The following is a 21,289-nucleotide window of genomic DNA, read 5'->3' on the forward strand; positions in this document are numbered from 1 at the left end:
TGTTCATTTTGGTTGCAAGATAAAACTGTTTTGTTTATCCCACAAGTGGTTTCAAATTGAAACCTTTCGTGGAGAGCCTCATGAATATACAGGTGGTGAACGGCGCGGCAGCGAAGGCGGCGCAGCCCGAAGAGCCGAGGCAAGTCACACCGGGATTGTCCGGAATGACAGCGCTGGTCTTCGCCATCGCCTGTGGCCTGAGCGTCGCCAATGTCTATTTCGCCCATCCGCTGCTCGACGCCATGGCGCATGATTTTGCCATTGCGCCGGCCTCGATCGGCATCGTGGTGACGGTCACGCAGGTCGGCTATGCGCTTGGCCTGTTCTTCATCGTGCCGCTGGGCGACCTGTTCGATCGCCGCAAGCTGATTGCCGGCCAGGCGATCCTTTCGGCCGTGGCGCTGATAGCCGTTGGACTTGCACCGAACACGGCGATGCTGCTGGCGAGCCTCGCGGCGGTCGGGCTGCTTGCCGTGATGGTGCAGGTACTGGTTGCCTACGCGGCCGACCTCGCCGCGCCGTCGCAACGGGGGCGGGCGGTCGGCACCGTCACCAGCGGCGTCATAACAGGCATCCTGCTTGCCCGCTTCGTCGCCGGCGTCGTCGCCGATCTCGCCGGCTGGCGCTGGGTCTATCTTGTCTCGGCCGGCCTTACACTTGTCATGGCGGTTGTTCTCCACACCATCCTGCCGCGCCATGAGGCAGAGCGGCCGCGCACGTCCTACATCAGGCTGTTGGGCTCGATGGTGCTGCTGTTCGTGCGGGAACCGCTGCTGCGCGTGCGCGCGGTGCTCGCCTTGCTGATCTTCGCCAGCTTCAACGTGCTGTGGGCACCGCTGGTGCTGCCGCTCAGCACGGCGCCATTTTTACTGTCGCACACCGCGATCGGGCTGTTCGGCCTTGCCGGTGTCGCCGGCGCGCTGGGGGCGCGATGGACCGGTGGTCTGGTGGATCGCGGGCATGGTCAACTGGTCACTGGCCTCAGCCTGCTTATGATGACGACGGCCTGGCTGCCTATCGCCTTCATGGGCATGTCACTATGGTTGCTTGTCGCCGGCATCGTCATGCTGGATCTGGCAATCCAGGCCGTCCACGTCACCAATCAGAGCCTGATTTTCTCCCGTCGGCCGGATGCGCGCAGCCGGCTGGCCGGCGGCTACATGATCTTCTACTCGGTCGGCAGTGCGCTCGGCTCGATTGCCTCGACCATGGCCTATGCCGCGGCCGGCTGGAGCGGGGTCTCGTTGCTCGGCGCCGGCATCGGCTTGACGGCGCTATTGTTCTGGGCGCTGACGCTGCGCGTTGGCCGGTGAGCCCTTACTCGGCGTCGATCTGGTTCTGTGGCGCGGCTTTCTGGAAAGCGGGTAGCGCCATGCAGGCGGCGTTGATGCGCGCGATTGTCGGATAGGGCGTCATGTCGACGCCGAAGCGGGCGTTGCTGGTGACTTGCGCGGCAAGGCAGATGTCGGCCAGCCCCGCCGCCTCGCCATGGCAGAATGTGCCGGTTTCGGGCGACGCGGTGAGCAATTTTTCGAGCGGTCCAAATCCTTCATTGACCCAATGCCGGAACCAGTTGGCGACATCCTGGTCGCCGGCGCCGAACAGGGTGCGCAGCGAAGCCAGCACGCGCAGATTGTTCACCGGGTGGATGTCGCAGGCGATCATCTGCGCCAGCATTCTCACTCGTGCCCGGCTCGGCGGATCCTTCGGCAATAGCGGGGGTTCAGGTATGGTCTCGTCGAGAAACTCGATGATCGCCAGCGATTGCGTCAGGAGCATGCCGTCGCTCCAGATCAGTGCCGGCACCAGCCCCTGCGGATTGACCGCGAGATAGGCCGCCTCCAGATGCTCGCCATGGCGCAGGTGACGCGGGATGTAGTCATAGCCCACCCCTTTCATCTCCAGGGCAATCCGCACCCGGTGCGAGGTGGAGGAGCGGAAGTAGTTGTGCAGGACAATGTCGCTCATGCGTCACTTCCGCTGGCCGATGGTCAGTTCGATCGTGCCGATGCCGTCGACACCGCCTGATATCGTTTCACCCGGCTTGATCGCGCCGACACCGGCGGGCGTGCCGGTGAAGATCAGGTCGCCAGCCTGCAATTCCACGCCTTCGCTGCAGATCGAGACGATGTCCGATACCGGCCAGATCAGTTCGGCGAGGTCGGCGTCCTGTTTCACCGCGCCGTCGACGGCGAGCCAGATGCGTCCCTTGGCCGGGTGCCCGGATTTCCGTGCGGCGACCAGCGGGCCGCAGGGCGCGGAACGGTCGAAGGCCTTCGACCAGTCCCAGGGCCGCGCCGCCTTCTTGGCGGCATCCTGCAGATCGCGGCGGGTGAGATCGATGCCGACGCCATAGCCCCAGACATGGTCCAGCGCTTTGTCGCGGGAAATGCGAAAGCCTGAGGTGCCGATCGCCACCACCAGTTCGATCTCGAAGTGGAGGCTTTCCGTCAGCGGCGGGTAGGGGATATCAGTGCCGGAATCGACCACCGCGTCGGCCGGCTTGGTGAAGAAGAAGGGCGGATCGCGATCGTCATTGCCGAACTCGCGCGCATGTGCCGCATAGTTGCGGCCGACGCAGAAAATGCGCCGCACGGCAAAGCGTTCGCCGGAACCCGCAATGGCGACGGAAGGCGTTGGCGGGGCGGGAAGGACAAAGGCGGTCATGGCGGTCTCTGCGTTTGGCGGGGAGTCGGCGGCACATTCGGCCGATTTCCAGGGGCGGGCAAGGCGTCGCTTTTGATAAAGCATGGGCTTCGCCTAGGCTGTATAAGGAATTCAGGCTTCCGATCATTTTTTTTGCAGCGATGAAACCTGTTCGACGGCGATAGACTATTTGCCAATAATCCGGCCATGGTCAGGAGACTATGGTGTGCCCGGTAAACCGGAACGAGCCCTATGACAGCCCCTACCGATCGCGTCCGGTTCCTTATCATCGACGATCATCCGCTGTTTCGCGAGGCGCTGCACAGCGCCGTTCAAATGGCTTATCCCGAGGTCGACACAGTCGAAGCGCGCTCGATCGCCGAGGCGCTGGACTTGCTGGCCGACGCAAAGCCTTTCGACCTTGCGCTTCTGGACCTCAGCATGCCCGACGTGCACGGCTTCGAGGGGTTGTTGCAGCTCAGGACCCGCTATCCGCGCCTGCCAGTGGTGATCGTGTCGGGTTATGAGGAGCCTCGCATCATTTCCGAGGCCTTGTCCTACGGCGCTGCCGGCTTCATTCCGAAATCGGCGCGCAAGAGCGATCTCGCCGCCGCCATTCGCTCGGTGATGGACGGCGCGATCTATGTGCCTGAAACCTATGAGGGCCTGCCGCCGGGCGCGGACAGCACCGATCGCGCCGATATGGTGCAGCGGCTTTCCAAGCTGACGCCGCAGCAATTGCGCGTGCTGCAGATGCTGCGCCAGGGCCTGCTCAACAAGCAGATCGCCTACGAGCTGCAGGTCGGCGAGACCACGGTGAAGGCGCATGTGTCGGAGATCCTGCGCAAGCTCAATGTGTATAGCCGCACGCAAGCGGTGATCGAGGTGTCGAAGCTGGACAGCGCCGAGCTGTTCCGGGATCAGGTAGGGTTTTGAACCAACCCTCCCGCTATGCCAGCAGATGCGCCAGCAGTGCCCTTAGCTGCGCCGGCTTCACCGGCTTGCGCATCAGTTCGATGCCGCCGGCCCGTGCTGCCTTGGCCACGGCTTCGGAGCTGTCGGCGGTGACGATCAGCGCCGGCACGGCGCGGCCGAGATAGTCGCGGACCTCCGATATGGTGGTGGTGCCGAGATCGCCGCCGTCGAGATGCTGGTCGGCAATGACGATGTCGGGCAGCCAGTCGGTGTCGCCAAGCATGTCCAGCGCATCGGCGGTGGAGGTCGCCGCGCGTACCAGGCACTGCCAGCGTTCGAGCAGGAAGGTCATGGCTTCCAGCACTTCGGCGTCGTTTTCGACCAGCAGCACCTTGGTGCCGAACAGGCCGTAGCCGCGCGGCCGCTCCATGCTGGCGGCGCTGGCGATGGCGTCGGCCGGCGCGCCGAGGCCGACGGGGACATCGATGTGGAAGATGGTACCGCGGCCGACCCTGGATGAAAACGTGACGGGATGGCCGAGCGCGCCGGCCATGCGGCGCACGATGGCGAGCCCCAGCCCAAGACCGCCGCCGTCGAGTTCGGCGGTAGCCGGCAAGGTGCCGCGATGGAACTCCTCGAACACCGCTTCGCGCTGATCCTCGGGGATGCCGCAGCCCGTGTCGGCGACATCGATGCGGATGGTGTCGCCGCGATGGCGTGTGCCGACAAGGACGCCGCCCGAGCGCGTATAGCCCAGCGCGTTGGAAAGGATGTTCTGCAGGATGCGGCGCAGCAGCGTCCTGTCCGAGCGGACCACGGCATTGACCGGCCGGAATTTCAGCGACAGCGCCTTCAATTCCGCCACAGGCTGGAAATCCGAGCGCAGCGACGAGAACAGCGCCTCCAGGCTGACGTCGCCAATGTCGGGCTGAACCACGCCGGCGTCGAGCTTGGAGATGTCGAGCAAGGTGCGCAGCAGGTCTTCCATCGTTTCCAGCGAGCGCTCGACCTGCCGCACGAGCTTCTTTCCCTCTTCGCTGGTCTGCACCTCGGCAAGGGCTGAGACGGAGAGATGGGCGGCGTTCAGCGGCTGCAGCACGTCGTGGCTGGCCGCGGCCAGAAACCGTGTCTTGGACAGGTTCGCCTGTTCGGCGTTTTCCTTGGCGGCGCTGAGATCGATGTTCGACTGCTCCAGCCGCCGCAACGTCGAATGCAGTTCCTCGGTGCGCGTACGCACCCGGCTTTCCAACGAGATCGCCGTCTGGAACAGCGAAAAGGCATTGCCTTGCTGGTCCATCGAGCGCTCGACGCGGCTGACCAGGGCGGCGTTGATCTTCTTCAGCCTGTCGAGATCGTTTATGTTCCTGAGCGGCATGCTGTTGCGCCGCCCTATTCAGCCGCCTGGCGGTCGCCGAAAGCGATGCCGGTGAAAGTCTGGTTGAGGTGCATCGACCGGTATTGTTCGCCATAGGTGCCGAAGCCGATGACATTGTTGACCCGGTAGAGTTCCGAAATGTCACGAAAGACCTGGCGGTTGCGCGCATCCAGCCGGCGCAGCACGCAGTCGAAGCCAAGGATCATATCGATGCCGCCCAGCCTTTCCTCGACCTCGCGCAATGCCGCTCGTGTCGCGTCCACCATGTCCTTGGGCTGGGCGATCGACAGCACGACACCGTCGTCGATGGCGCAGAAGAACGACAGCGAGCCATCCGCGTGCATCTTCTGGATCGAGCGGCAGTAATATTCTCCGCCCACCTTCACCACCACTGGATGCGAGGCGAAGCTCAACGGTGTCAAGGTCTGTGGGAGGATCCCGACCGAAGCGGCATATTCCTCCGCCGCATTGGTGGCGTTGAATTCCCGCACGACGCGGTGATCCGGGTCGGACGCGGTCACCACCAGCTTTTCGTCGGTGGGAACGAAATTGTCGGTCTTGAAGACGTGGAACGGAATTTCCGTGGCGACCAGCACGATGATGGCGCTGTCGGAGGTGACCCTGCCGTTCGAGATCAGACGCGTCGTCTCGAATTTCAAATCGTCGCCAGCCGAGCCGCCGAGGAGCGGTATGTCGTCGAGACCCCAGTGGATGGCCGAACTCACCGCTTCCTCGGCATAGGACAGCCCGTCGATGAAGCAGAGCGCGAAGGTGTTGCTGGTCTGCTCGCCGCCGAGCCGGGCGCGCAACGTGCGCCGCAGGGCCTCGACCTCTTCGGTGATCCTGTCCATGCCCGATGTCGACAGATTGTCGATCATCGTGCTGACCGCCGTGAAGGACGCCGAGGGCAGCAGCATCGCCAGCATATGGCCTTCCTCGAGCCCCTGCGGCGTGATCTCGCCGGCGGTGGAACAGCCAGCATGGTGGAGACACGGCGCGTGGGCCGAGAGTGCCCGTGACAGGGCGCCGGCCTCGATCAGGCTCTGGGAAAAGAACACGAGGGCAAAGCCGGCATTGATGGCGGCGGCCTCGGCGGCTACCGCTCGTGCGAAGACATCCGGGTCGGGCTGGTCCGTGGTCAGCGCCGACAAGCCGCATGCGTAGCGCGTCCGTGAACTTGTCAGCGGCGGTCCTCCCGCATTTCCTCCGACGCCTTCTTGTGCGCGGCTTTTCAAGTGCTTCTGGCGCGCGGGCGACGAGGGCATTGTTGCCGTCAGAAGGCGTTTTGGCAATGGGGCCGGAGGAATGCACTTTGGTGCCCTGGCCATGACCGAAAGTACAATGATCCGCCTTTTCCGTCGTGCTGTTTTTTGTGCGTTGTGCGGTGTACGACTAGCACGTGGCCGAAATGCCAGCGGCGCGTCGGCAGCGTGATGACCAAGGTTGACACCCAGGGAGGGGCTATGTCGGACGTTTCGTTGATGGTGAACGGGAAGCGGGTCGGCGGTGCCGTCGAGGATCGAACGCTGCTCGTCCATTTCCTGCGGGAGAACCTCGGCCTGACCGGCACTCATGTCGGTTGCGACACCTCGCAATGCGGCGCCTGCGTCGTGCATGTCGATGGCAAGGCGGTGAAGTCCTGCACCATGCTCGCGGTCCAGGCCTCGGGGTCGAGCGTGATTACGATCGAAGGCCTGGCCAGTGGCGCCGACTTGCATCCCGTCCAGGTAGCCTTCAAGGAACATCATGGTCTGCAATGCGGCTTTTGCACGCCGGGCATGATCATGGCCGCGACCGACATGATCAACCGCCACCCCGAAGGCCTCGACGAGGCCACGGTGCGGGCAGAACTCGAAGGCAATATCTGCCGCTGCACAGGTTACCACAACATCGTGAAAGCCATCCTCGCCGCATCGACGACGATGTCGAAGGGGGCCAAGGGCAAGGCGAAGCAAGCGGCATGAGGGAAAGAGGAGTGGAGTAGTCGATAGTCCGTAATCGGTCTGAACCGGCGGCTGTCCTCACTACTACTTCCTATTCACACTTCCTATTCACTTTTCGGGAGGAATCTCTGCATGGGTATCGAAGGTGTCGGCGCTCGGGTCGCGCGCAAGGAAGACAAAAGGTTCATCACCGGCGCCGGCCGCTATGTCGACGACATGGTGGTGCCCGGCATGAAGCATGCGGCCTTCGTGCGCAGCCCGCACGCCCATGCGCAGATCAAGAAGATCGACGTGAAAGCGGCTCAAGGCATGCCGGGCGTCATCGGCGTCTTGACCGGCAAGGAACTTAAGGCCGACGGCATCGGAAACCTCATCTGCGGCTGGATGATCCATTCCAAGGACGGCACGCCCATGAAGATGGGCGCATGGTCGCCGCTGGCAGTCGACAAGGTCCGTTATGTCGGCGATGCGGTCGTGGTGGTGGTGGCGGAAACCAAGGGTCAGGCACGCGATGCGGCCGAGGCGGTCGAGATCACCTACAAGGAATTGAAGGCGGTCGTCGACGCAACAAAGGCACTCGAAAAGGGTGCGCCGCAGGTCCATGCCGAGGCCGAGAACAACCTGATCTTCGACTGGGAGATCGGCGATGCCAAGGCCACGGACGCCGCCATCGGGGCGGCGGCGCATGTCACGCGCATGAAGATCGTCAACAACCGGCTGGTGCCGAACGCCATGGAGCCGCGCGCCGCACTTGGCCATTACGACAAGGCCGAGGATCATTATACCTGCTGGACGACATCGCAAAACCCGCATGTCGCGCGGCTGGTGATGAGCGCCTTCTACAATGTCGCGCCCGAAAACAAGCTGCGCGTGATCGCGCCGGATGTCGGCGGCGGCTTTGGTTCCAAGATCTATATCTACCCGGAAGAGATCGTCTGCCTATGGGCCTCGAAGAAGACCGGAGTGCCGGTCAAATGGGTCGCCGATCGCACCGAGAGCTTCCTCACCGACGCGCATGGCCGCGACCACGTCTCGACGGTGGAAATGGCATTCGACAAGAACAACAGGATTACCGGCTTCAAGGTCGATACGATCGCCAATCTCGGCGCCTACATGTCGCTGTTCTCTTCCTGCGTGCCAACCTATCTCTATGCAACGCTGCTGTCGGGCCAATATGACATCCCGGCCATCCACGCCAATGTGCGCACTGTCTATACCAACACGGCACCCGTCGATGCCTATCGCGGGGCAGGGCGGCCGGAAGCCACCTATCTTCTGGAACGCACCATGGAAGCGGCGGCACGCGAGCTCGGCGTCTCTCCGGCAGACCTTAGGCGCAAGAATTTCATCACCACGTTTCCGCACCAGACACCGGTGATCATGAACTATGACGCCGGGGACTATGGCGCTTCGCTCGATGCGGCGATGAAGACCGCCGACTATACCGGCTTTGCCAGGCGCAAGGCGGATTCGGTCAGGAATGGCAAGCTGCGCGGCATCGGCATGAGCTGCTACATCGAGGCCTGCGGCATCGCGCCGTCGGCGGCTGTCGGCTCGCTCGGCGCCGGCGTCGGCCTGTGGGAATCCGCTGAGGTAAGGGTCAACGCCGTCGGCACGATCGAGGTGCTGACCGGCTCGCACAGCCATGGGCAGGGGCACGAGACGACCTTCGCGCAACTGGTCAACCAGCGTTTCGGGGTGCCAATCGATTCGGTGTCGATCGTCCACGGTGACACCGACAAGGTGCAGATGGGCATGGGCACCTACGGCTCGCGCTCGGGCGCGGTCGGAATGTCGGCGATTGCCAAGGCGCTCGACAAGGTCGAGGCCAAGGCCAAGAAGATCGCCGCCCACCTGCTCGAAGCCGACGAGGGCGACATCGTCATCGAGAACGGCGAGGTCAAGGTCGCCGGCACCGACAAGAGCCTGCCGTGGTTCCAGGTGGCTTTGGCCGCCTATACCGCGCACAATTTGCCGGCCGGCATGGAGCCGGGCCTGAAGGAAACGGCGTTCTACGATCCCGCGAACTTCACCTTCCCGGCCGGCTGCTATATCTGCGAGGTCGAGATCGATCCGGAAACCGGAACGACCGAGATCGTCCAGTTCGTGGCTGCGGACGATTTCGGCAACATCATCAATCCGATGATCGTCGAAGGCCAGGTGCATGGCGGCATCGCCCAGGGCATCGGTCAGGCGCTGCTGGAAGGCGCTCACTACGACGCCAGCGGGCAACTGCTGACGGCAAGCTACATGGACTACACCATGCCACGTGCCGGCGACCTGCCGTCGTTCAAGGTCTCGACGTCGAACACGCCATGTCCGAGCAACCCGCTCGGGATCAAGGGCTGCGGCGAGGCCGGTGCCATCGGCTCACCGCCAGCAGTGATCAATGCCATCACCGACGCCATCGGCATCGTCGATATAGCCATGCCGGCCACACCGTCCACCGTGTGGGCCGCGATCCGCGCCGCGAAATGAGTGAGTAGGGAAGTAGTGAGTTGCGGATAGGGCAGCGTGCCATCTCCGGCGGCGGCCATTCCCTGCTCCCTACTGACTACTCACTGCTGACTAACCACTTAGGGGGAGGATCCCATGTACGCAGTCAACTATCACCGTGCCGCCTCGGTCACTGAAGCCGCCAAGCTCGTGAAGAGCGGCGACGCCAAGCTGCTCTCCGGCGGCATGACCTTGATCCCCGCCATGAAGACGCGGCTGGCGGCGCCGTCCGATCTGGTCGACCTGTCACGTATCAAGGAACTGCAGGGGGTCAAGGTGTCGGGCAAGACGGTCACGATCGGCGCTGCCACCACGCATTTCGACGTCGCCAATGACGAGAAGCTGCGCAAGGCCTGCCCGGCACTTGCCCATCTGGCGTCGCTGATCGGCGATCCGGCGGTACGCCACAAGGGCACGATCGGCGGTTCGATCGCCAATAACGATCCGGCGGCGGACTATCCGGCCGCACTTCTGGCGCTCGGCGCCACCATCATCACCAACAAGCGCGAGATGTCAGCCGACAAGTTCTTCGAGGGGCTGTTCGAAACCTCCTTGAAGGACGGCGAGATCGTCACGGCGGTCTTCTTTACGGCACCGGCGAAGGCTGCGTACGAAAAATTCCGCAATCCGGCCTCGCGCTACGCGATCGTCGGCGTGTTCGTGGCCAAGGGCAAGGACGGCGTCAGTGTTGCCGTCACCGGCGCCGGCGACGACGGCGTCTTCCGCTCGAAGGAGATCGAGGCAGCACTTGCCAAGAGCTTCGATGCCGCTTCGCTCAATGGTGTGAAAGTCCCGGCGAAGAACCTGATGAGCGACATTCACGCTTCATCAGACTACCGTGCCAATCTGATCACAGTCATGGCCAAGCGCGCGGTGGCGGCAGCCAACGCCTGACGCAAGATCGATTACGGACGGGGGAACGGGCTGTCCGGTCCCGTCCCGGCGACTGTCGTTGCCTAGTTCCCGGCGGCCGCGTCCCTATCCTTGCTTGAAGCAATTCCGGCCCATGCTGCGGGGGACATGCATCGGCGGCAATCTCGCACTTGCACAAACTTATATTGCGCTGCAGTATAGATCAGGGCGGGAATGCGAGCCGGGTTCGGGAATAGCCGTGCCTTTCGCATTACAATGCGAAGGGATCGGCATGTCCGAAATTTCCGCGACCCATCTGGCTCCGCCCCGAGCGATCGTCGAGCGACCGGCCAGGACAAGACTGGCCTATCTCGATGGCTGGCGCGGTCTGTCGATCGCGCTCGTGCTGATTGGGCATTTTTTTCCCGTTCCCGGGATCAATCTGGGCGTGCTGGGCGTCGAATTCTTCTTCGTGCTGAGCGGCCGGCTGATGGCCGAAATCCTGTTCATCGAACGCTATCCGCTGAAGAAATTTTTCAAACGCCGGTTCTCGCGCATCTATCCGGCGCTTCTGGTCTTTGTCATCGTCGCCATGATCGCGCTCTCAGGCACGTTCATCGCCTTCAAATGGAAGGCGGCCCTGACGGCGCTGACCTTCACCTACAACTATGCCGGAATTCTCCTGAATCGGGCCGGCGCGCTCGACCACATCTGGTCGCTCTGCATCGAAGAGCATGCCTATATCATCCTGGCGGCGATCAGCGCAGTGATTGCCAGCCGCAGCCGTGTCATCCCGCTGCTGCTGGTCCTGGCTCTGCTGGCCATGGTCAATGGCGCGGTTTCCTACTGGTTCCTGCACCTGGATTATGAAGCCACGTACTGGCGCACCGACGTGCACATCGCCTCGATCCTGCTGTCGGCCGCGATCTGCCTGCTCAAAGCGGACGGCAAGCTGCCGACGTTGCTGAAGGGGCCTTATGTCGCCGTTGCGGCGGCCGTCGGCGCGGTTTGCCTGTTCATGGACTCGGTACCGACACCGATCCACTACCTGGCCGCGGTGCCATTGCTGGCGATTGCCGTCAACGCGCTGGATTTCAGCACGCGGTTCTTGTCCGGATGGCTGTCGTCCCTGCCGATGACGACGCTGGGTCTATGGTCATATTCGCTCTATCTGTGGCAGCAGCCCTTCTACAAATTCGTCTACGAGCAGGGCAGCAATCCATGGCCGATGCTGGCCGGGGTTTTTGCCTGCGCGCTCTGCAGCTACTACCTGATCGAGCGCCCAGCACGCGAATGGCTCAACCGCAATTGGTGAGCCGCCCGATTGTTTTGATGGTGGCCAGACGATAGCCGTACGACCGCGAGGTCCCTTTTCGTCAGACAGCGCTTAGCTGTTTTTGGGGGTGGCGCAACGTCCGGGTGAGTCGGCGGGTGCCACCGATCAGGTGGCGATCTGCCTGACGTAATAGCGCACCGCTTTCTTGCCGCCGTGGATCACCGCGTCGCCGACTTCGGCGAAGCCGAGTGCGGCGTGGAAGGCATCCGAGGCGAGGTTGGGCGGGTCGGTGTTGACCTCGCAGGTGACCAGCGCGTGACCGGCGCTCCGCGCATGGTCGAACAGGTCCCGATAGAGCCGGCGAGCATGGCCGCGGCCTCTTGCGTGCGCCGCCACGACGACGCGGTCGACATAGATGAAGCTGATGTAACGCTCGCGAAACCAGACGAAGTTCGGGCTGTCGTAGTTGGCATCCTGGTCGAAGGTCATGATGAAGGCTTCGAGATCGCCGATGCGGCGCGCGTAAAAGGCCTCGGCGAGCAGGAACGACAGCCGTTCGGCTTCAAGCCACGACAATTCGGCGGCGTGCTCGTTGTTGAGCGCCAGTATTGCCGCTTCGTCGGCCTGCGCAATGCGGTCCATGGGCGAGGTCATGCCTTGGCCGCCGCGATTGTCGCCGCCACCAGCGCTGTATCGGTCAGCGTGTTGCGATATTCGCGGTCGAGATCGGAGCCGCCCATGCCGACCTTCGGATTGCGGTAGCGCATGGCGCTCGACACGTCCTTGAGGGCGGCGAAGTGCATTTCGGCCAGGCCAGTCCTTGCGCGCACCTCGGCGATATTGCCGAGATCGAGCCCGCCGCAACCGAGGATGATGATGCGCTCGCCGGCCAGCAGGACCAGCTCTTGCAGCAATGCCAGGCCTTCGATCGCCGTATCGCGCTGGCCGCTGGTCAGCACGCGGCCAACCCTGCAGCGGATCAGCGCTTCCAGGGCTTCGGCCGGATCGCGAGTCATATCGAAGGCGCGGTGGCAGGTTACGTTCAAGGGGCCGGCGGCCTCTGTCAATTCGCGCATGCGCTGCTCGTCGATGGTCCCGTCGGGGTTCAGGCAGCCGAACACCACGCCGGGCACGCCGAGTTCGCGGAGCGCGGCGACGTCGGCAAGCATCGAGCGGTATTCGGTCTCGCTGTAGAGAAAATCCCCGCCGCGCGGCCGCACCATGACATGAAAGGGCACGGTCGCCTGGTCGAGAGCGGCGCGCACGGTGCCGAGGCTCGGCGTGGTGCCGCCTTCGACAAGGCTGGCGCAGAGTTCGACCCGGTCGGCTCCGGCGGCCTGCGCGGCGAGCAGGCCATCAATGCCTTCGACACAGATTTCGATAAGCGGCGGGCGAATTTTTGGGGTCAAGGGGCGATCCAATCCATGGTGTTGCGCAAGCCCTAGCACCCGGGCGCCTGGCGCGGAAGCGTGAACGCTACGCCGCCACTTGGACCAGACGGCAGATTCCATTCTTGACAGTCACATAACTGCAGGGTTATGGGTTATACATAGCTGACGGGTTATGATTTTGCGCGTGGCACCACGACAGCAACGAGAGGAGCAAGGCATGACGGAAACCAAATCGATCGTCGTCGAAAGGCTGATTCCATATTCGGCGGAAAAGATATGGCGAGCACTGACCGTGCCGGCACTCGTCGGCGAATGGCTCATGCAGAATGATTTCGCTGCCCAAGAGGGGCATCGCTTCACATTCCGTGCGACACCAGTTCCCGGATGGTCCGGGGTGACGAACTGCATGGTGCTGAAAGTCGAGGCGCCGCGGCTGCTGGCTTATAGCTGGGGCGATGGAACGGAATCGGACAGTGGGTTGAAAACCGTGGTGACGTGGTCACTGACACCCGAGGGGATGGCGACCCGGGTGCGAATGGAGCAGTCGGGATTCCGGCCCGCCGACGAGCGTGGCTATATCGGCATGGGAAGCGGCTGGCCGCGCATTCTCGAACGGCTCGAACAGGTTACCTCAAAACAGACCTGACACCCGGCAGGCAGCTAACAGTTCCATCAAGTCGAAACCCTGGATGCGAGGCGTCCGGGCCGGGAAAGCACGCCCGGAGAACAGTTCAAAAGGAGAAGACACATGCAAGCGAGAATCAAGAGCCCGGTGATGCTCATCCCAGGCGCCCTGCAGGCGTTTCTGGCGCTGGACAAGTCGACCGAGGCAGCGGACCTGCCCTATGTGACACGCAAGCTCGTGCATCTGCGCGCCAGTCAGATCAACAGCTGCAGCGTCTGCGTCGACATGCACGCGCGCGAGCTCAAGAAAGCCGGCGAGAAGGAAGAGCGCATCTTTGCCCTCGCTGCCTGGAGGGAAACGCCTTATTTCACCGACGCCGAACGCGCGGCATTGGCGCTGGCAGAAGCCGGCACAAGGCTCGCCGACCGACCGGACGCGGTGCCGGACGATATCTGGGAGGAGGCGGCCCGGCATTATGACGAGAAGGCCCTTGCCGCACTGGTCATCCAGATCGCCCTGATCAACGCCTTCAATAGGCTGAACGCGACGACCCGGCAGCCGGTTGGCGCCTGGGGCTGAGCGCCGGGTTCACATGGGGGGCTGGGTCCACGAGGCGAGGGGGCGGGCGGCGAATTGCCTTCCCGCCCCGCCGGGAGCACCTATGTAACTTGGTGGCTACTGTCGCAATTCGGTATTCATGGCGCCTTCCTCGACCTGATCGATCACCAGGAGCTTGACCGGCCCGTCGCCAATGTTGGTGGCCTGGTGCCACTGCCCGATCATTTCGATGATGAAATCGCCAGTCTTGTAGGTGTTGCTGTTGCCGGTTTCGACGTTGGTGACCTTCAGCGTTCCAGCCTGGACATAGGCGTAGCGCGGGAAAGGATGGCGATGGACCGGCAAGGTCGCGCCGGGCGCGATGTCATAGGTCGAGACCAGCACCTGCACGTTCTTCCGCGGCAGCGTGATCGGCTGCCCGGATGCAGTGGTGGTACGTGATGCGAGTGGCGTCACGACGACTGGGGTTCCGCTGCTGTCCAGCGCATGAGCGCCGGTCGCGAACGATGCTGCCGTGAGCAGCAATACCGATGCCAGGATTTTCCGCATGATGTCCTCCCTTGACCGACGCATCTATCGCGCGGCGGCGGCGGCGTGCAAGCCGCTCGTGACCAGAGGCCGAACCTGGCGTGCATTTGCACGGGCGGTTGATCCACCACCCGGGCCATATTCCTCACCCGCTTCCAACCGGAGGGCTGTCGCCGCAAGGCCTGATGCATGCCCGGTCAGGAATGGCCGTAGTGCCGCTTCAAAAAAATTTCGGGCGACCTCTTGAATAAAAAAATCGTGATTCCCAGATCGTTTTCCGTCGAGGCTTCGGCTCGACATACCGCGTCGCGGCGACGCTGCGGCGACCCGTAAACCATGTTGCTTCACGGAGGATATGGCTATGAGAAGCTTTGATTATTCGCCTCTTTACCGCACCACGGTCGGCTTCGACCGGCTCTTCGACATGCTCGAAAACAGTGTGCGCTCCGACTGGCCGCCCTACAACATCGAGAAGAATGGCGACAACGACTATCGTATCACGATGGCCGTCGCCGGCTTCGGTCTCGACGAAGTGGAACTTGTGCAGAACGGCCCCGAATTGTCGGTCATCGGACAGAGAAAGCCCGATCAGCAACATCGGGAAATCCTCCACCGGGGCCTGGCGATAGGCAACTTCAAGCAGGTGTTCAAACTTGCAGACCACGTCAAGGTCAAGGCGGCCAATATTCATAATGGCCTGCTGTCGGTGGACCTGGTCCGCGAAGTGCCCGAGGAACTCAAGCCCCGGCGCATCGAGATCGGTTCCAACGCCGCAGCGGTTCCGCTTCAGGATGGCGGCAACAAGCAGTCCATAGATGTGGATGCCGAGCCGCAACGCAAGGTGGCCTGATACAAGAAACCTCAGTCTGTGGTCCGCCTCCCGGCTCGGCCGGGAGGCACAGATCGCGGAGAACGGAGATGAGATCACAAGCTTACAGTTTTCATGAATCCAAACCGACGGATTACGCAGCGGAATTCGCTGCGCTGCGTACGCCCGAGGACGTCCTGAACGAGAACATGACGATCGGCGAGAAGAGGGCTCTGCTCGCCTTCTGGGCCTCGGACGCCCATGCGGTTCCTGACAATCCAACCCTGCGTCAATTGGACAACGGTGCGATGGCGCAGGTCAGCGAGATTCTTCGTGCGCTCCACACCCTGGACGAGATTGCGCGCAAGCCGACGGCCAGGGCACCGTTTGATCGCAGTCCGTCCTCAGACCAGCGTCGCAACAAAACCAGGCGCAACTGGCTGCGGTACCCCTGGCGAGATGACGACGACGATGATCCGCCGCCGGTTCCGGCATATGCCGGTGTCCCACCCAGGTGTGGGGATGGCGGCATGTTCGCGGAGCCTGAGCATGCCGTCGCGTGAAAAGCTGAAGCAAACGAACACCCTCAACCGAATGGAGGACTATATGGGCGACAGGACGTTCGATCGACCGGTGTTAGTCAAGGATGGCCAGTTCATCCAAGAAATAGGAAGCCTTGAGGATGCATTCGATTTCCTGGATGAGTGGCCGCGGGAGCGTCGAGGCCCGATTTTCGAAACGGCCTTCCGGGCTTGCCAGCGTGCTTACGATGGCCAGATACCACTCTCGGTCGCGCGCGATGCCGTCGCTGGGTTCGCGAGATCCGTCAAGATGCTGCAGGAGCCGCTTGCTCCGCTGCCTTGGATGAGCGGCACCAAATCTGGCCGCGGTGGGGTGGCCGCCTAGCTGCGACAACGGCAGCGGCACTGCCTAGAGGTGTCGCTGCCCGCAGTCCCATACGGGTTAGCAGGACGGGTCACAGCCACGGCGAACCCACTATGTCGCGTGGTGCCGACGATGGCAGGCAGAGAGGTCTTTTGAGAAATTGGCTCCCCGGGCCGGATTCGAACCAGCGACCAACCGGTTAACAGCCGGTTGCTCTACCACTGAGCTACCGGGGAACGGAGGCTCTTTGAGCAAGTGGCGCAGCCTATAGCAAACCCGTTTCGGCTTTGCAAAGAAGCATTTCGCATTTTTCCGAGACTTTTTCGCTCAGGCGTTTCTCGCAATCGGCCTTGCCCACCCTCATATTAGCCGTCTTGGCGACGAGCGCGGAACCGAAAGGGCGGTCGCGGCTTTCGTAAAATGAGATTGTCGAGCCCTAACACAGGCAGTTCTTCACGATGACGGCAGCGGACGAAAACCCGATACCCGCAAGAAAGATCTCGGTGTTCGGGCGTGAATTCACCATGCCGCAGTCGCGCGGCCTCAGAATCACGATCGGCGTGCTATTGACCCTTGGCGGCATCCTCGGGTTCTTGCCGATCCTCGGCTTCTGGATGGTGCCGCTCGGATTGCTGGTGCTCTCCTACGAAATTGCCATGGTGCGCCGCCACCGGCGCCGCCTGGTCGTCTGGTGGGAGCGGCGACGCCGGCCGAATTGAGCGGCCGATACCGATGCATGTCGCATGGCGGTCGCCTTCGGCGAGAATCAATCGTCGCGCTGTTTCTCCGTGCTGGTGCCGGATTCCTCCGAATCCGGTTGCTGGCCTGCTTTCAGATCTTCGCTGATCTCCTTCAGGACTGCTGAAGCCGAGGCCAGGCGCGCCCGGTCGCGGGGTGAAAGCCTGCCGGTGCCTTCTATTCTCAGGCAGTCGATGGCATAGCGCACCAATTCCTCGCATCCCAGCAGCGGCACGCTTTCGGTTTCGTGCGTTTCGTCCTTCGGTTTGGCCAGGGCCATGATGCAGTCCTCCCTGTTTCTCAACGCAAGCCGGTGCGCGGAGTTTCGCTCGATCATTTGCCATGCTTAACGGATTGCCAATGTGAGTGGGCGGCTCCGACGGCGATCTAACAGGGCGCGGAGCCGGCGCAAGGAAACCGTTTTGGAATGCGTGTGGCCGCTTGACGGCATTTTCGCCGCAACCTATTGGAACCGGGTGGAACGCCGGGAGCAATGAGGCCTCGTGGCGGAGTGGTTACGCAGAGGACTGCAAATCCTTGCACCCCGGTTCGATTCCGGGCGAGGCCTCCAATACCCGGGCTCCAGCGCGTCAGCGCCGGAGCCTGAAGTTCCGGTCGAAATGAACCGCGATTCTGGCGCGGCAAGCAGATTGGTTGGAGCATGAGCGCTGATTTTTCCGAACTTCGCGTCAAGATGGTCGATGGTCAGGTTCGCACCACCGACGTGACCAGCGCGCCGCTGCTCGATGCGATGCTTTCCGTGCCGCGCGAGGTCTTCGTCGGCGATCGCCAGCGCGATCTGGCCTATATCGACGAGGACATCCGCATCGCCGACAGCGCCGATGGCCCGCGTTACCTGATGGAAGCTTCGCCACTGGCCAAGCTGATGCAACTGGCCGAGATCAACCCGACCGACTCGGCGCTCGATGTCGGTTGCGGCACCGGTTATGCCTCGGCCATCCTGTCGCGCCTGGCGAGATCCGTCGTGGCGCTCGAAAGCGATTCGGCACTGGCGCAAACCGCCGCGTCGACCCTGTCCGGGCTTGGCTGCGGCAATGTGACCGTGGTTCAGGGCGCCCTGGCGCAAGGCCATGCCGCGAAGGCGCCTTACGAGGTCATCTTCATCGGCGGCAGTGTCAGTAAAGTGCCGTCGGCGCTGCTCGACCAACTCGCCGAAGGCGGCCGCCTTGTGGCGGTCGAGGGCCAGGGCAATTCAGGCGTGGCGCGACTTTTTGTCAAAGCCGGGGGGGTTGTAACCGGGAGAAGGGCGTTTAATGCGGCAATTAAGCCACTACCCGGGTTCGAACGTGAGCATGCTTTCGAATTCTGAATGATTTGCCTTGCAGCAAAGACCTTGTCATGGTCGCTTGCATTTGAACGATCGTTGCTGATCCCAGACTGGGGGCACTTTGGGCTGAGCGACAGGGAACATAAAGACGCCACGCCGCCTGCTCTGGAAGGAGAAGCCGGCGCGGCGCGGTTCCCATGGAAAACGAATGAGGGATACACCGTGCCGTCAGTACGCAAGTCACTTTTCACCGCCGTCCTTGTTTCGGCGACCGCGCTATCCCCACTGGCTGCTTCGGCTGAAACCATCACCGGCGCGCTTTCAAAAGCCTATCAGTACAATTCCACGCTGAATGCATCGCGCGCCGGCGTGCGTGTCACCGACGAGAGTGTGGCCATCGCCAAGTCGGGCTGGCGCCCGACGGTTACAGGTTCAGCCAACATCGATTATACGAACACGCGCCGGGCAAATGGCGGCGGCAGTTCGAAGCTGACAAGCGGCAGCTACGGCATTCAGATCAATCAATCGCTGTTCGATGGGTTTCAGACGAGGAACAATGTCGCGGCCGCCGAATCCCAGGTCAAGGCGTCGGTAGAAAGCCTGCGCAATACCGAGGAAAACACGCTGTTCAACGCGGCCATGGCCTATATGGACGTGATTCGCGACCGGCAGATCGCGGTGCTGACCGAGCAGAACCTGCAGTTCCTGAGCGAGCAGGCGCGCGCCGCGCGCTCGCGCTTCGAAGTCGGCGAAGGCACGCGCACCGATGTCGCGCAGGCCGATGCCTCACGAGCTTCCGCGGTGGCATCGCTGAGCGCGGCCCGCGCACAGGCGCTGGCCAGCGCTGCGACCTATCACCAGGTCGTCGGTGACGAGCCTGGCAAGCTCAGGCCCGCTTCGCCATTGGGCCGGTTGCTGCCGTCGAGCCTCGACGCGGCGATCGCCGTCGGCTCGGCCGAACACCCGGCCATCCTTGCCACCCAGCATCTGGTCGACGCCGCAGCGTTTTCAGTCAAATCGGCTGAAGGCGCGCTGTTGCCGCAGCTGTCGGCTTCGGCCGGCGTTTCGGAAGATTACCGCAAGTCCATTCCCGACATCACCGGTTCCAACGGCAATTCGACCTCGGCCAATATCGGCGCGACGCTGACCATTCCAATCTACTCCGGCGGCCGGACGTCGGCGGTCGTGCGGCAGAACAAGGAATCGCTGGGGCAAGCACGCATCCAGGTCGACGTTACCCGCGACCAGGTGCGCCAGGCCATCGCCACGGCATGGTCGCAATACACCGCCGCGCAGCAAAGCGTATCCGCCAACAGGCAGGTTATCGACGCCGCACAATTGGCGCTGAACGGCGTCATCGAGGAACGCAATGTCGGCCAGCGCACGACGCTTGACGTACTCAATGCGCAGGCCACCGTGATTACCGCCAAGATCAACCAGGCCAATTCCGAACACGACGTTGTCGTGGCGAGCTATGCCATCCTTCAGGCGATTGGCCGCTTGTCTGTCGACCGGCTTGCGCTGCAGGTGACGAAGTATAGGCCCGAAGAGCACTACAATGCCGTCAAGGACAAGTGGATCGGCCTGCGTACGCCGGACGGCCGCTAGGCCGTTCGCTCGATCGGCGTTTTCTGGCTAGGATTCGATCGACACCGTTGGACCATCGTCCTCCCTTGGTCGGTGGCTGACGGGACCGTCACACGGCTTTGGCGGATTTGCTCTAATCTGTTGAAATCCCACATGTCCCCAGATTGGGGATTCTCGTGCGGCGATCCGTCGGTTACGCTGTCGCCATGATTCGAATCCGGCTTTTGCCGGAGCGGAAATCTGCAACGGGTCACAAGGGCGGCGGATGTGACGATGGCAACGGCAAGCAGCGCACAGCGCGAACCTTCCATGGAAGAGATACTGGCTTCCATCAGGAGGATCATCGAAGACAGCGACAATGGCCGCAAGCAGCCGGGCGAGGCCGACGAATTGCAGCAGGACCTGGAGCCGGCAGCGAGCACTGTCGCGGCCGCCGACATCGATGCGTTCCGCGCCGAACTGCATGCCGCTCCCGAGGTCAGGAAGCCGGTCGCTGTGACCGAAACAATCCAGGCGCAGCCGGCGATTGCGCGCATGGACGCGCCGCCGCGTGCCGGTCCAGTTCCGGGCAGGACGCCGATGACACTGGCCGAGGTCAGCGCCCGGGTTGCCGCCGAGCCTGCCGCCGACGCGCCAGCGGCTCCCGCGGAGGTTGCGACAAGTGAAGCCATCGTCGCCGATTGGCGGCGCGAGATCGCGGCGGTTGGCGAGCAAGCCAAGGCGATGCCGGACCGGAGCGTCCGCAGGCCAGCGGCACAGCCGGAGGTTTCGGCAAGCAAACCAGTGGCGGCGGAACCTACGATCGACCCGGCTCCTTCAAGCGATGCTCCAACGGGTACGGGTGAGGCGCGCGCGGCGGCGCACGAAACGCCCGCGGTGCGTCCCGCGATTCTATCCGAACATACCGGCCGCCAGGTCGCGGCCGCCTTCGGCGAACTGTCCGACGCCTTTGCCAGCCGCAGCAAGAAGACATTCGACGAGATGGCCGAAGAAATGCTGCGTCCGATGCTGCAGGATTGGCTGGACAACAATCTGCCGACGCTGGTCGAAAGGCTGGTGCGCGAAGAGATCGAGCGCGTGGCACGCGGAGCGCAATAACGTCCAGGCTAGCATCCCGAGAAACGCCGCCGCCGAGGCGGCGTTTCTCGTTGTGGTTGGATCAGTCACTGGTTGCCGAACTGGCGAAGGCGAGCAGGTTGCCGTCGGAGTCGCTGACAATGAAGGTGCGCGAGCCCCGGGGTCTGGGTCCAGCGATCCATTGGCGTCAAGACGCCCACGGCCCGTCCGTTGAAATGAATAGGCCGACGCCTATCTGCTTGTGAAGCCTCAGGACATCCCTCGCGGTTGACTTGGCCAAGACCTTCCGATTTACACCGAA

At 62.8% G+C, this 21,289-nt stretch carries 23 protein-coding genes and 2 tRNA genes; 16 read left to right on the top strand and 9 right to left on the bottom strand.

Going from position 1 to position 21,289, the window contains the following annotated elements; all coding sequences use genetic code 11:
• The first annotated feature begins 80 nt into the window (after positions 1–80).
• Positions 81–1,313, top strand: a complete 1,233-nt coding sequence (locus FJ950_RS06835; RefSeq protein ID WP_140616034.1) for an MFS transporter — start codon at positions 81–83, stop codon at positions 1,311–1,313.
• A gap of 4 nt (positions 1,314–1,317) precedes the next feature.
• Here FJ950_RS06835 and maiA read toward each other — a convergent pair whose 3' ends face one another.
• Both maiA and FJ950_RS06845 read right to left on the bottom strand, forming a co-directional pair.
• Positions 1,318–1,968 (bottom strand): maleylacetoacetate isomerase, encoded by a 651-nt coding sequence (gene maiA, locus FJ950_RS06840; protein ID WP_140616035.1) that lies wholly within the window; start codon positions 1,966–1,968, stop codon positions 1,318–1,320.
• A 3-nt stretch (positions 1,969–1,971) separates the two neighbouring features.
• Entirely contained in the window at positions 1,972–2,667 is a 696-nt protein-coding gene (locus FJ950_RS06845; protein ID WP_140616036.1) for a fumarylacetoacetate hydrolase family protein, read from the bottom strand.
• A gap of 231 nt (positions 2,668–2,898) precedes the next feature.
• Between FJ950_RS06845 and FJ950_RS06850 the strand changes: the two genes are divergently transcribed.
• Entirely contained in the window at positions 2,899–3,582 is a 684-nt protein-coding gene (locus FJ950_RS06850) for a response regulator transcription factor (RefSeq protein ID WP_015317499.1), read from the top strand.
• 13 nt (positions 3,583–3,595) lie between these two features.
• Here FJ950_RS06850 and FJ950_RS06855 read toward each other — a convergent pair whose 3' ends face one another.
• Positions 3,596–4,936 (bottom strand): hybrid sensor histidine kinase/response regulator, encoded by a 1,341-nt coding sequence (locus tag FJ950_RS06855; RefSeq protein ID WP_015317500.1) that lies wholly within the window; start codon positions 4,934–4,936, stop codon positions 3,596–3,598.
• 14 nt (positions 4,937–4,950) lie between these two features.
• Positions 4,951–6,087, bottom strand: a complete 1,137-nt coding sequence (locus FJ950_RS06860; RefSeq protein ID WP_140616037.1) for an FIST signal transduction protein — start codon at positions 6,085–6,087, stop codon at positions 4,951–4,953.
• A 312-nt stretch (positions 6,088–6,399) separates the two neighbouring features.
• Between FJ950_RS06860 and FJ950_RS06865 the strand changes: the two genes are divergently transcribed.
• The 4 genes from FJ950_RS06865 to FJ950_RS06880 all read left to right on the top strand — a co-directional run bounded on the left by FJ950_RS06865 (position 6,400) and on the right by FJ950_RS06880 (position 11,542).
• Positions 6,400–6,900 (top strand): (2Fe-2S)-binding protein, encoded by a 501-nt coding sequence (locus FJ950_RS06865; RefSeq protein ID WP_015317502.1) that lies wholly within the window; start codon positions 6,400–6,402, stop codon positions 6,898–6,900.
• A 111-nt stretch (positions 6,901–7,011) separates the two neighbouring features.
• A complete protein-coding gene (locus tag FJ950_RS06870) occupies positions 7,012–9,357 on the top strand; it encodes a xanthine dehydrogenase family protein molybdopterin-binding subunit (protein ID WP_140616038.1) in 2,346 nt (781 codons plus the stop codon).
• A gap of 114 nt (positions 9,358–9,471) precedes the next feature.
• Positions 9,472–10,269 carry a xanthine dehydrogenase family protein subunit M gene (locus tag FJ950_RS06875; protein ID WP_140616039.1) on the top strand — a complete coding sequence of 266 codons (798 nt, stop codon included), beginning with the start codon at positions 9,472–9,474 and terminating at the stop codon, positions 10,267–10,269.
• A gap of 250 nt (positions 10,270–10,519) precedes the next feature.
• The gene (locus FJ950_RS06880; RefSeq protein WP_140616040.1) at positions 10,520–11,542 is read left to right on the top strand and encodes an acyltransferase; all 1,023 of its coding nucleotides are present in this window, start codon (positions 10,520–10,522) and stop codon (positions 11,540–11,542) included.
• A 126-nt stretch (positions 11,543–11,668) separates the two neighbouring features.
• Here FJ950_RS06880 and FJ950_RS06885 read toward each other — a convergent pair whose 3' ends face one another.
• Positions 11,669–12,157 carry a GNAT family N-acetyltransferase gene (locus tag FJ950_RS06885; protein ID WP_140616041.1) on the bottom strand — a complete coding sequence of 163 codons (489 nt, stop codon included), beginning with the start codon at positions 12,155–12,157 and terminating at the stop codon, positions 11,669–11,671.
• The gene (locus FJ950_RS06890; RefSeq protein WP_181171097.1) at positions 12,154–12,912 is read right to left on the bottom strand and encodes a copper homeostasis protein CutC; all 759 of its coding nucleotides are present in this window, start codon (positions 12,910–12,912) and stop codon (positions 12,154–12,156) included. The genes FJ950_RS06885 and FJ950_RS06890 overlap by 4 nt, the downstream gene beginning before the upstream one ends.
• 199 nt (positions 12,913–13,111) lie before the next feature.
• Here FJ950_RS06890 and FJ950_RS06895 point away from each other — a divergent pair, with 199 nt between their 5' ends.
• Entirely contained in the window at positions 13,112–13,540 is a 429-nt protein-coding gene (locus FJ950_RS06895) for an SRPBCC domain-containing protein (protein WP_140616043.1), read from the top strand.
• A 102-nt stretch (positions 13,541–13,642) separates the two neighbouring features.
• Positions 13,643–14,098 carry a carboxymuconolactone decarboxylase family protein gene (locus FJ950_RS06900; protein WP_015317509.1) on the top strand — a complete coding sequence of 152 codons (456 nt, stop codon included), beginning with the start codon at positions 13,643–13,645 and terminating at the stop codon, positions 14,096–14,098.
• 96 nt (positions 14,099–14,194) lie between these two features.
• Here the strand turns inward: FJ950_RS06900 and FJ950_RS06905 are convergent, their stop codons facing one another.
• The gene (locus FJ950_RS06905; protein WP_140616044.1) at positions 14,195–14,626 is read right to left on the bottom strand and encodes a cupin domain-containing protein; all 432 of its coding nucleotides are present in this window, start codon (positions 14,624–14,626) and stop codon (positions 14,195–14,197) included.
• Between the two features lie 340 nt (positions 14,627–14,966).
• Here FJ950_RS06905 and FJ950_RS06910 point away from each other — a divergent pair, with 340 nt between their 5' ends.
• The 3 genes from FJ950_RS06910 to FJ950_RS06920 all read left to right on the top strand — a co-directional run bounded on the left by FJ950_RS06910 (position 14,967) and on the right by FJ950_RS06920 (position 16,319).
• On the top strand, positions 14,967–15,455 hold the full coding sequence (locus FJ950_RS06910; protein ID WP_140616045.1) for an Hsp20 family protein: 489 nt from the start codon (positions 14,967–14,969) through the stop codon (positions 15,453–15,455).
• Between the two features lie 68 nt (positions 15,456–15,523).
• The gene (locus FJ950_RS06915) at positions 15,524–15,976 is read left to right on the top strand and encodes a hypothetical protein (protein ID WP_140616047.1); all 453 of its coding nucleotides are present in this window, start codon (positions 15,524–15,526) and stop codon (positions 15,974–15,976) included.
• A 43-nt stretch (positions 15,977–16,019) separates the two neighbouring features.
• Positions 16,020–16,319 (top strand): DUF982 domain-containing protein, encoded by a 300-nt coding sequence (locus FJ950_RS06920; RefSeq protein ID WP_140616501.1) that lies wholly within the window; start codon positions 16,020–16,022, stop codon positions 16,317–16,319.
• Positions 16,320–16,459: 140 nt separating this feature from the next.
• On the opposite strand, the gene FJ950_RS06925 is transcribed toward FJ950_RS06920, so the two are convergent.
• Positions 16,460–16,534: transfer RNA gene (locus FJ950_RS06925), tRNA-Asn, on the bottom strand.
• Between the two features lie 222 nt (positions 16,535–16,756).
• Here FJ950_RS06925 and FJ950_RS06930 point away from each other — a divergent pair.
• A complete protein-coding gene (locus FJ950_RS06930) occupies positions 16,757–17,017 on the top strand; it encodes a hypothetical protein (protein ID WP_015317514.1) in 261 nt (86 codons plus the stop codon).
• A gap of 47 nt (positions 17,018–17,064) precedes the next feature.
• Here the strand turns inward: FJ950_RS06930 and FJ950_RS06935 are convergent, their stop codons facing one another.
• Positions 17,065–17,316, bottom strand: coding sequence for a hypothetical protein (locus tag FJ950_RS06935; RefSeq protein ID WP_140616049.1), 252 nt, complete (start codon positions 17,314–17,316; stop codon positions 17,065–17,067).
• 217 nt (positions 17,317–17,533) lie between these two features.
• On the opposite strand from FJ950_RS06935, the gene FJ950_RS06940 reads away from it, so the two are divergent.
• The 4 genes from FJ950_RS06940 to FJ950_RS06955 all read left to right on the top strand — a co-directional run bounded on the left by FJ950_RS06940 (position 17,534) and on the right by FJ950_RS06955 (position 21,009).
• A tRNA-Cys gene (locus tag FJ950_RS06940) sits at positions 17,534–17,607 on the top strand.
• 90 nt (positions 17,608–17,697) lie between these two features.
• Positions 17,698–18,366: a protein-L-isoaspartate O-methyltransferase gene (locus FJ950_RS06945; RefSeq protein ID WP_015317516.1), complete on the top strand. Its 669-nt coding sequence runs from the start codon at positions 17,698–17,700 to the stop codon at positions 18,364–18,366.
• Positions 18,367–18,546: 180 nt separating this feature from the next.
• Entirely contained in the window at positions 18,547–19,932 is a 1,386-nt protein-coding gene (locus tag FJ950_RS06950; protein ID WP_015317517.1) for a TolC family outer membrane protein, read from the top strand.
• Between the two features lie 252 nt (positions 19,933–20,184).
• Positions 20,185–21,009, top strand: coding sequence for a PopZ family protein (locus FJ950_RS06955; protein ID WP_140616051.1), 825 nt, complete (start codon positions 20,185–20,187; stop codon positions 21,007–21,009).
• Positions 21,010–21,289 lie beyond the last annotated feature (280 nt).

Origin of the sequence: Mesorhizobium sp. B2-3-14 (assembly GCF_006442175.1) — a bacterium.
Taxonomy (GTDB): domain Bacteria; phylum Pseudomonadota; class Alphaproteobacteria; order Rhizobiales; family Rhizobiaceae; genus Mesorhizobium; species Mesorhizobium australicum.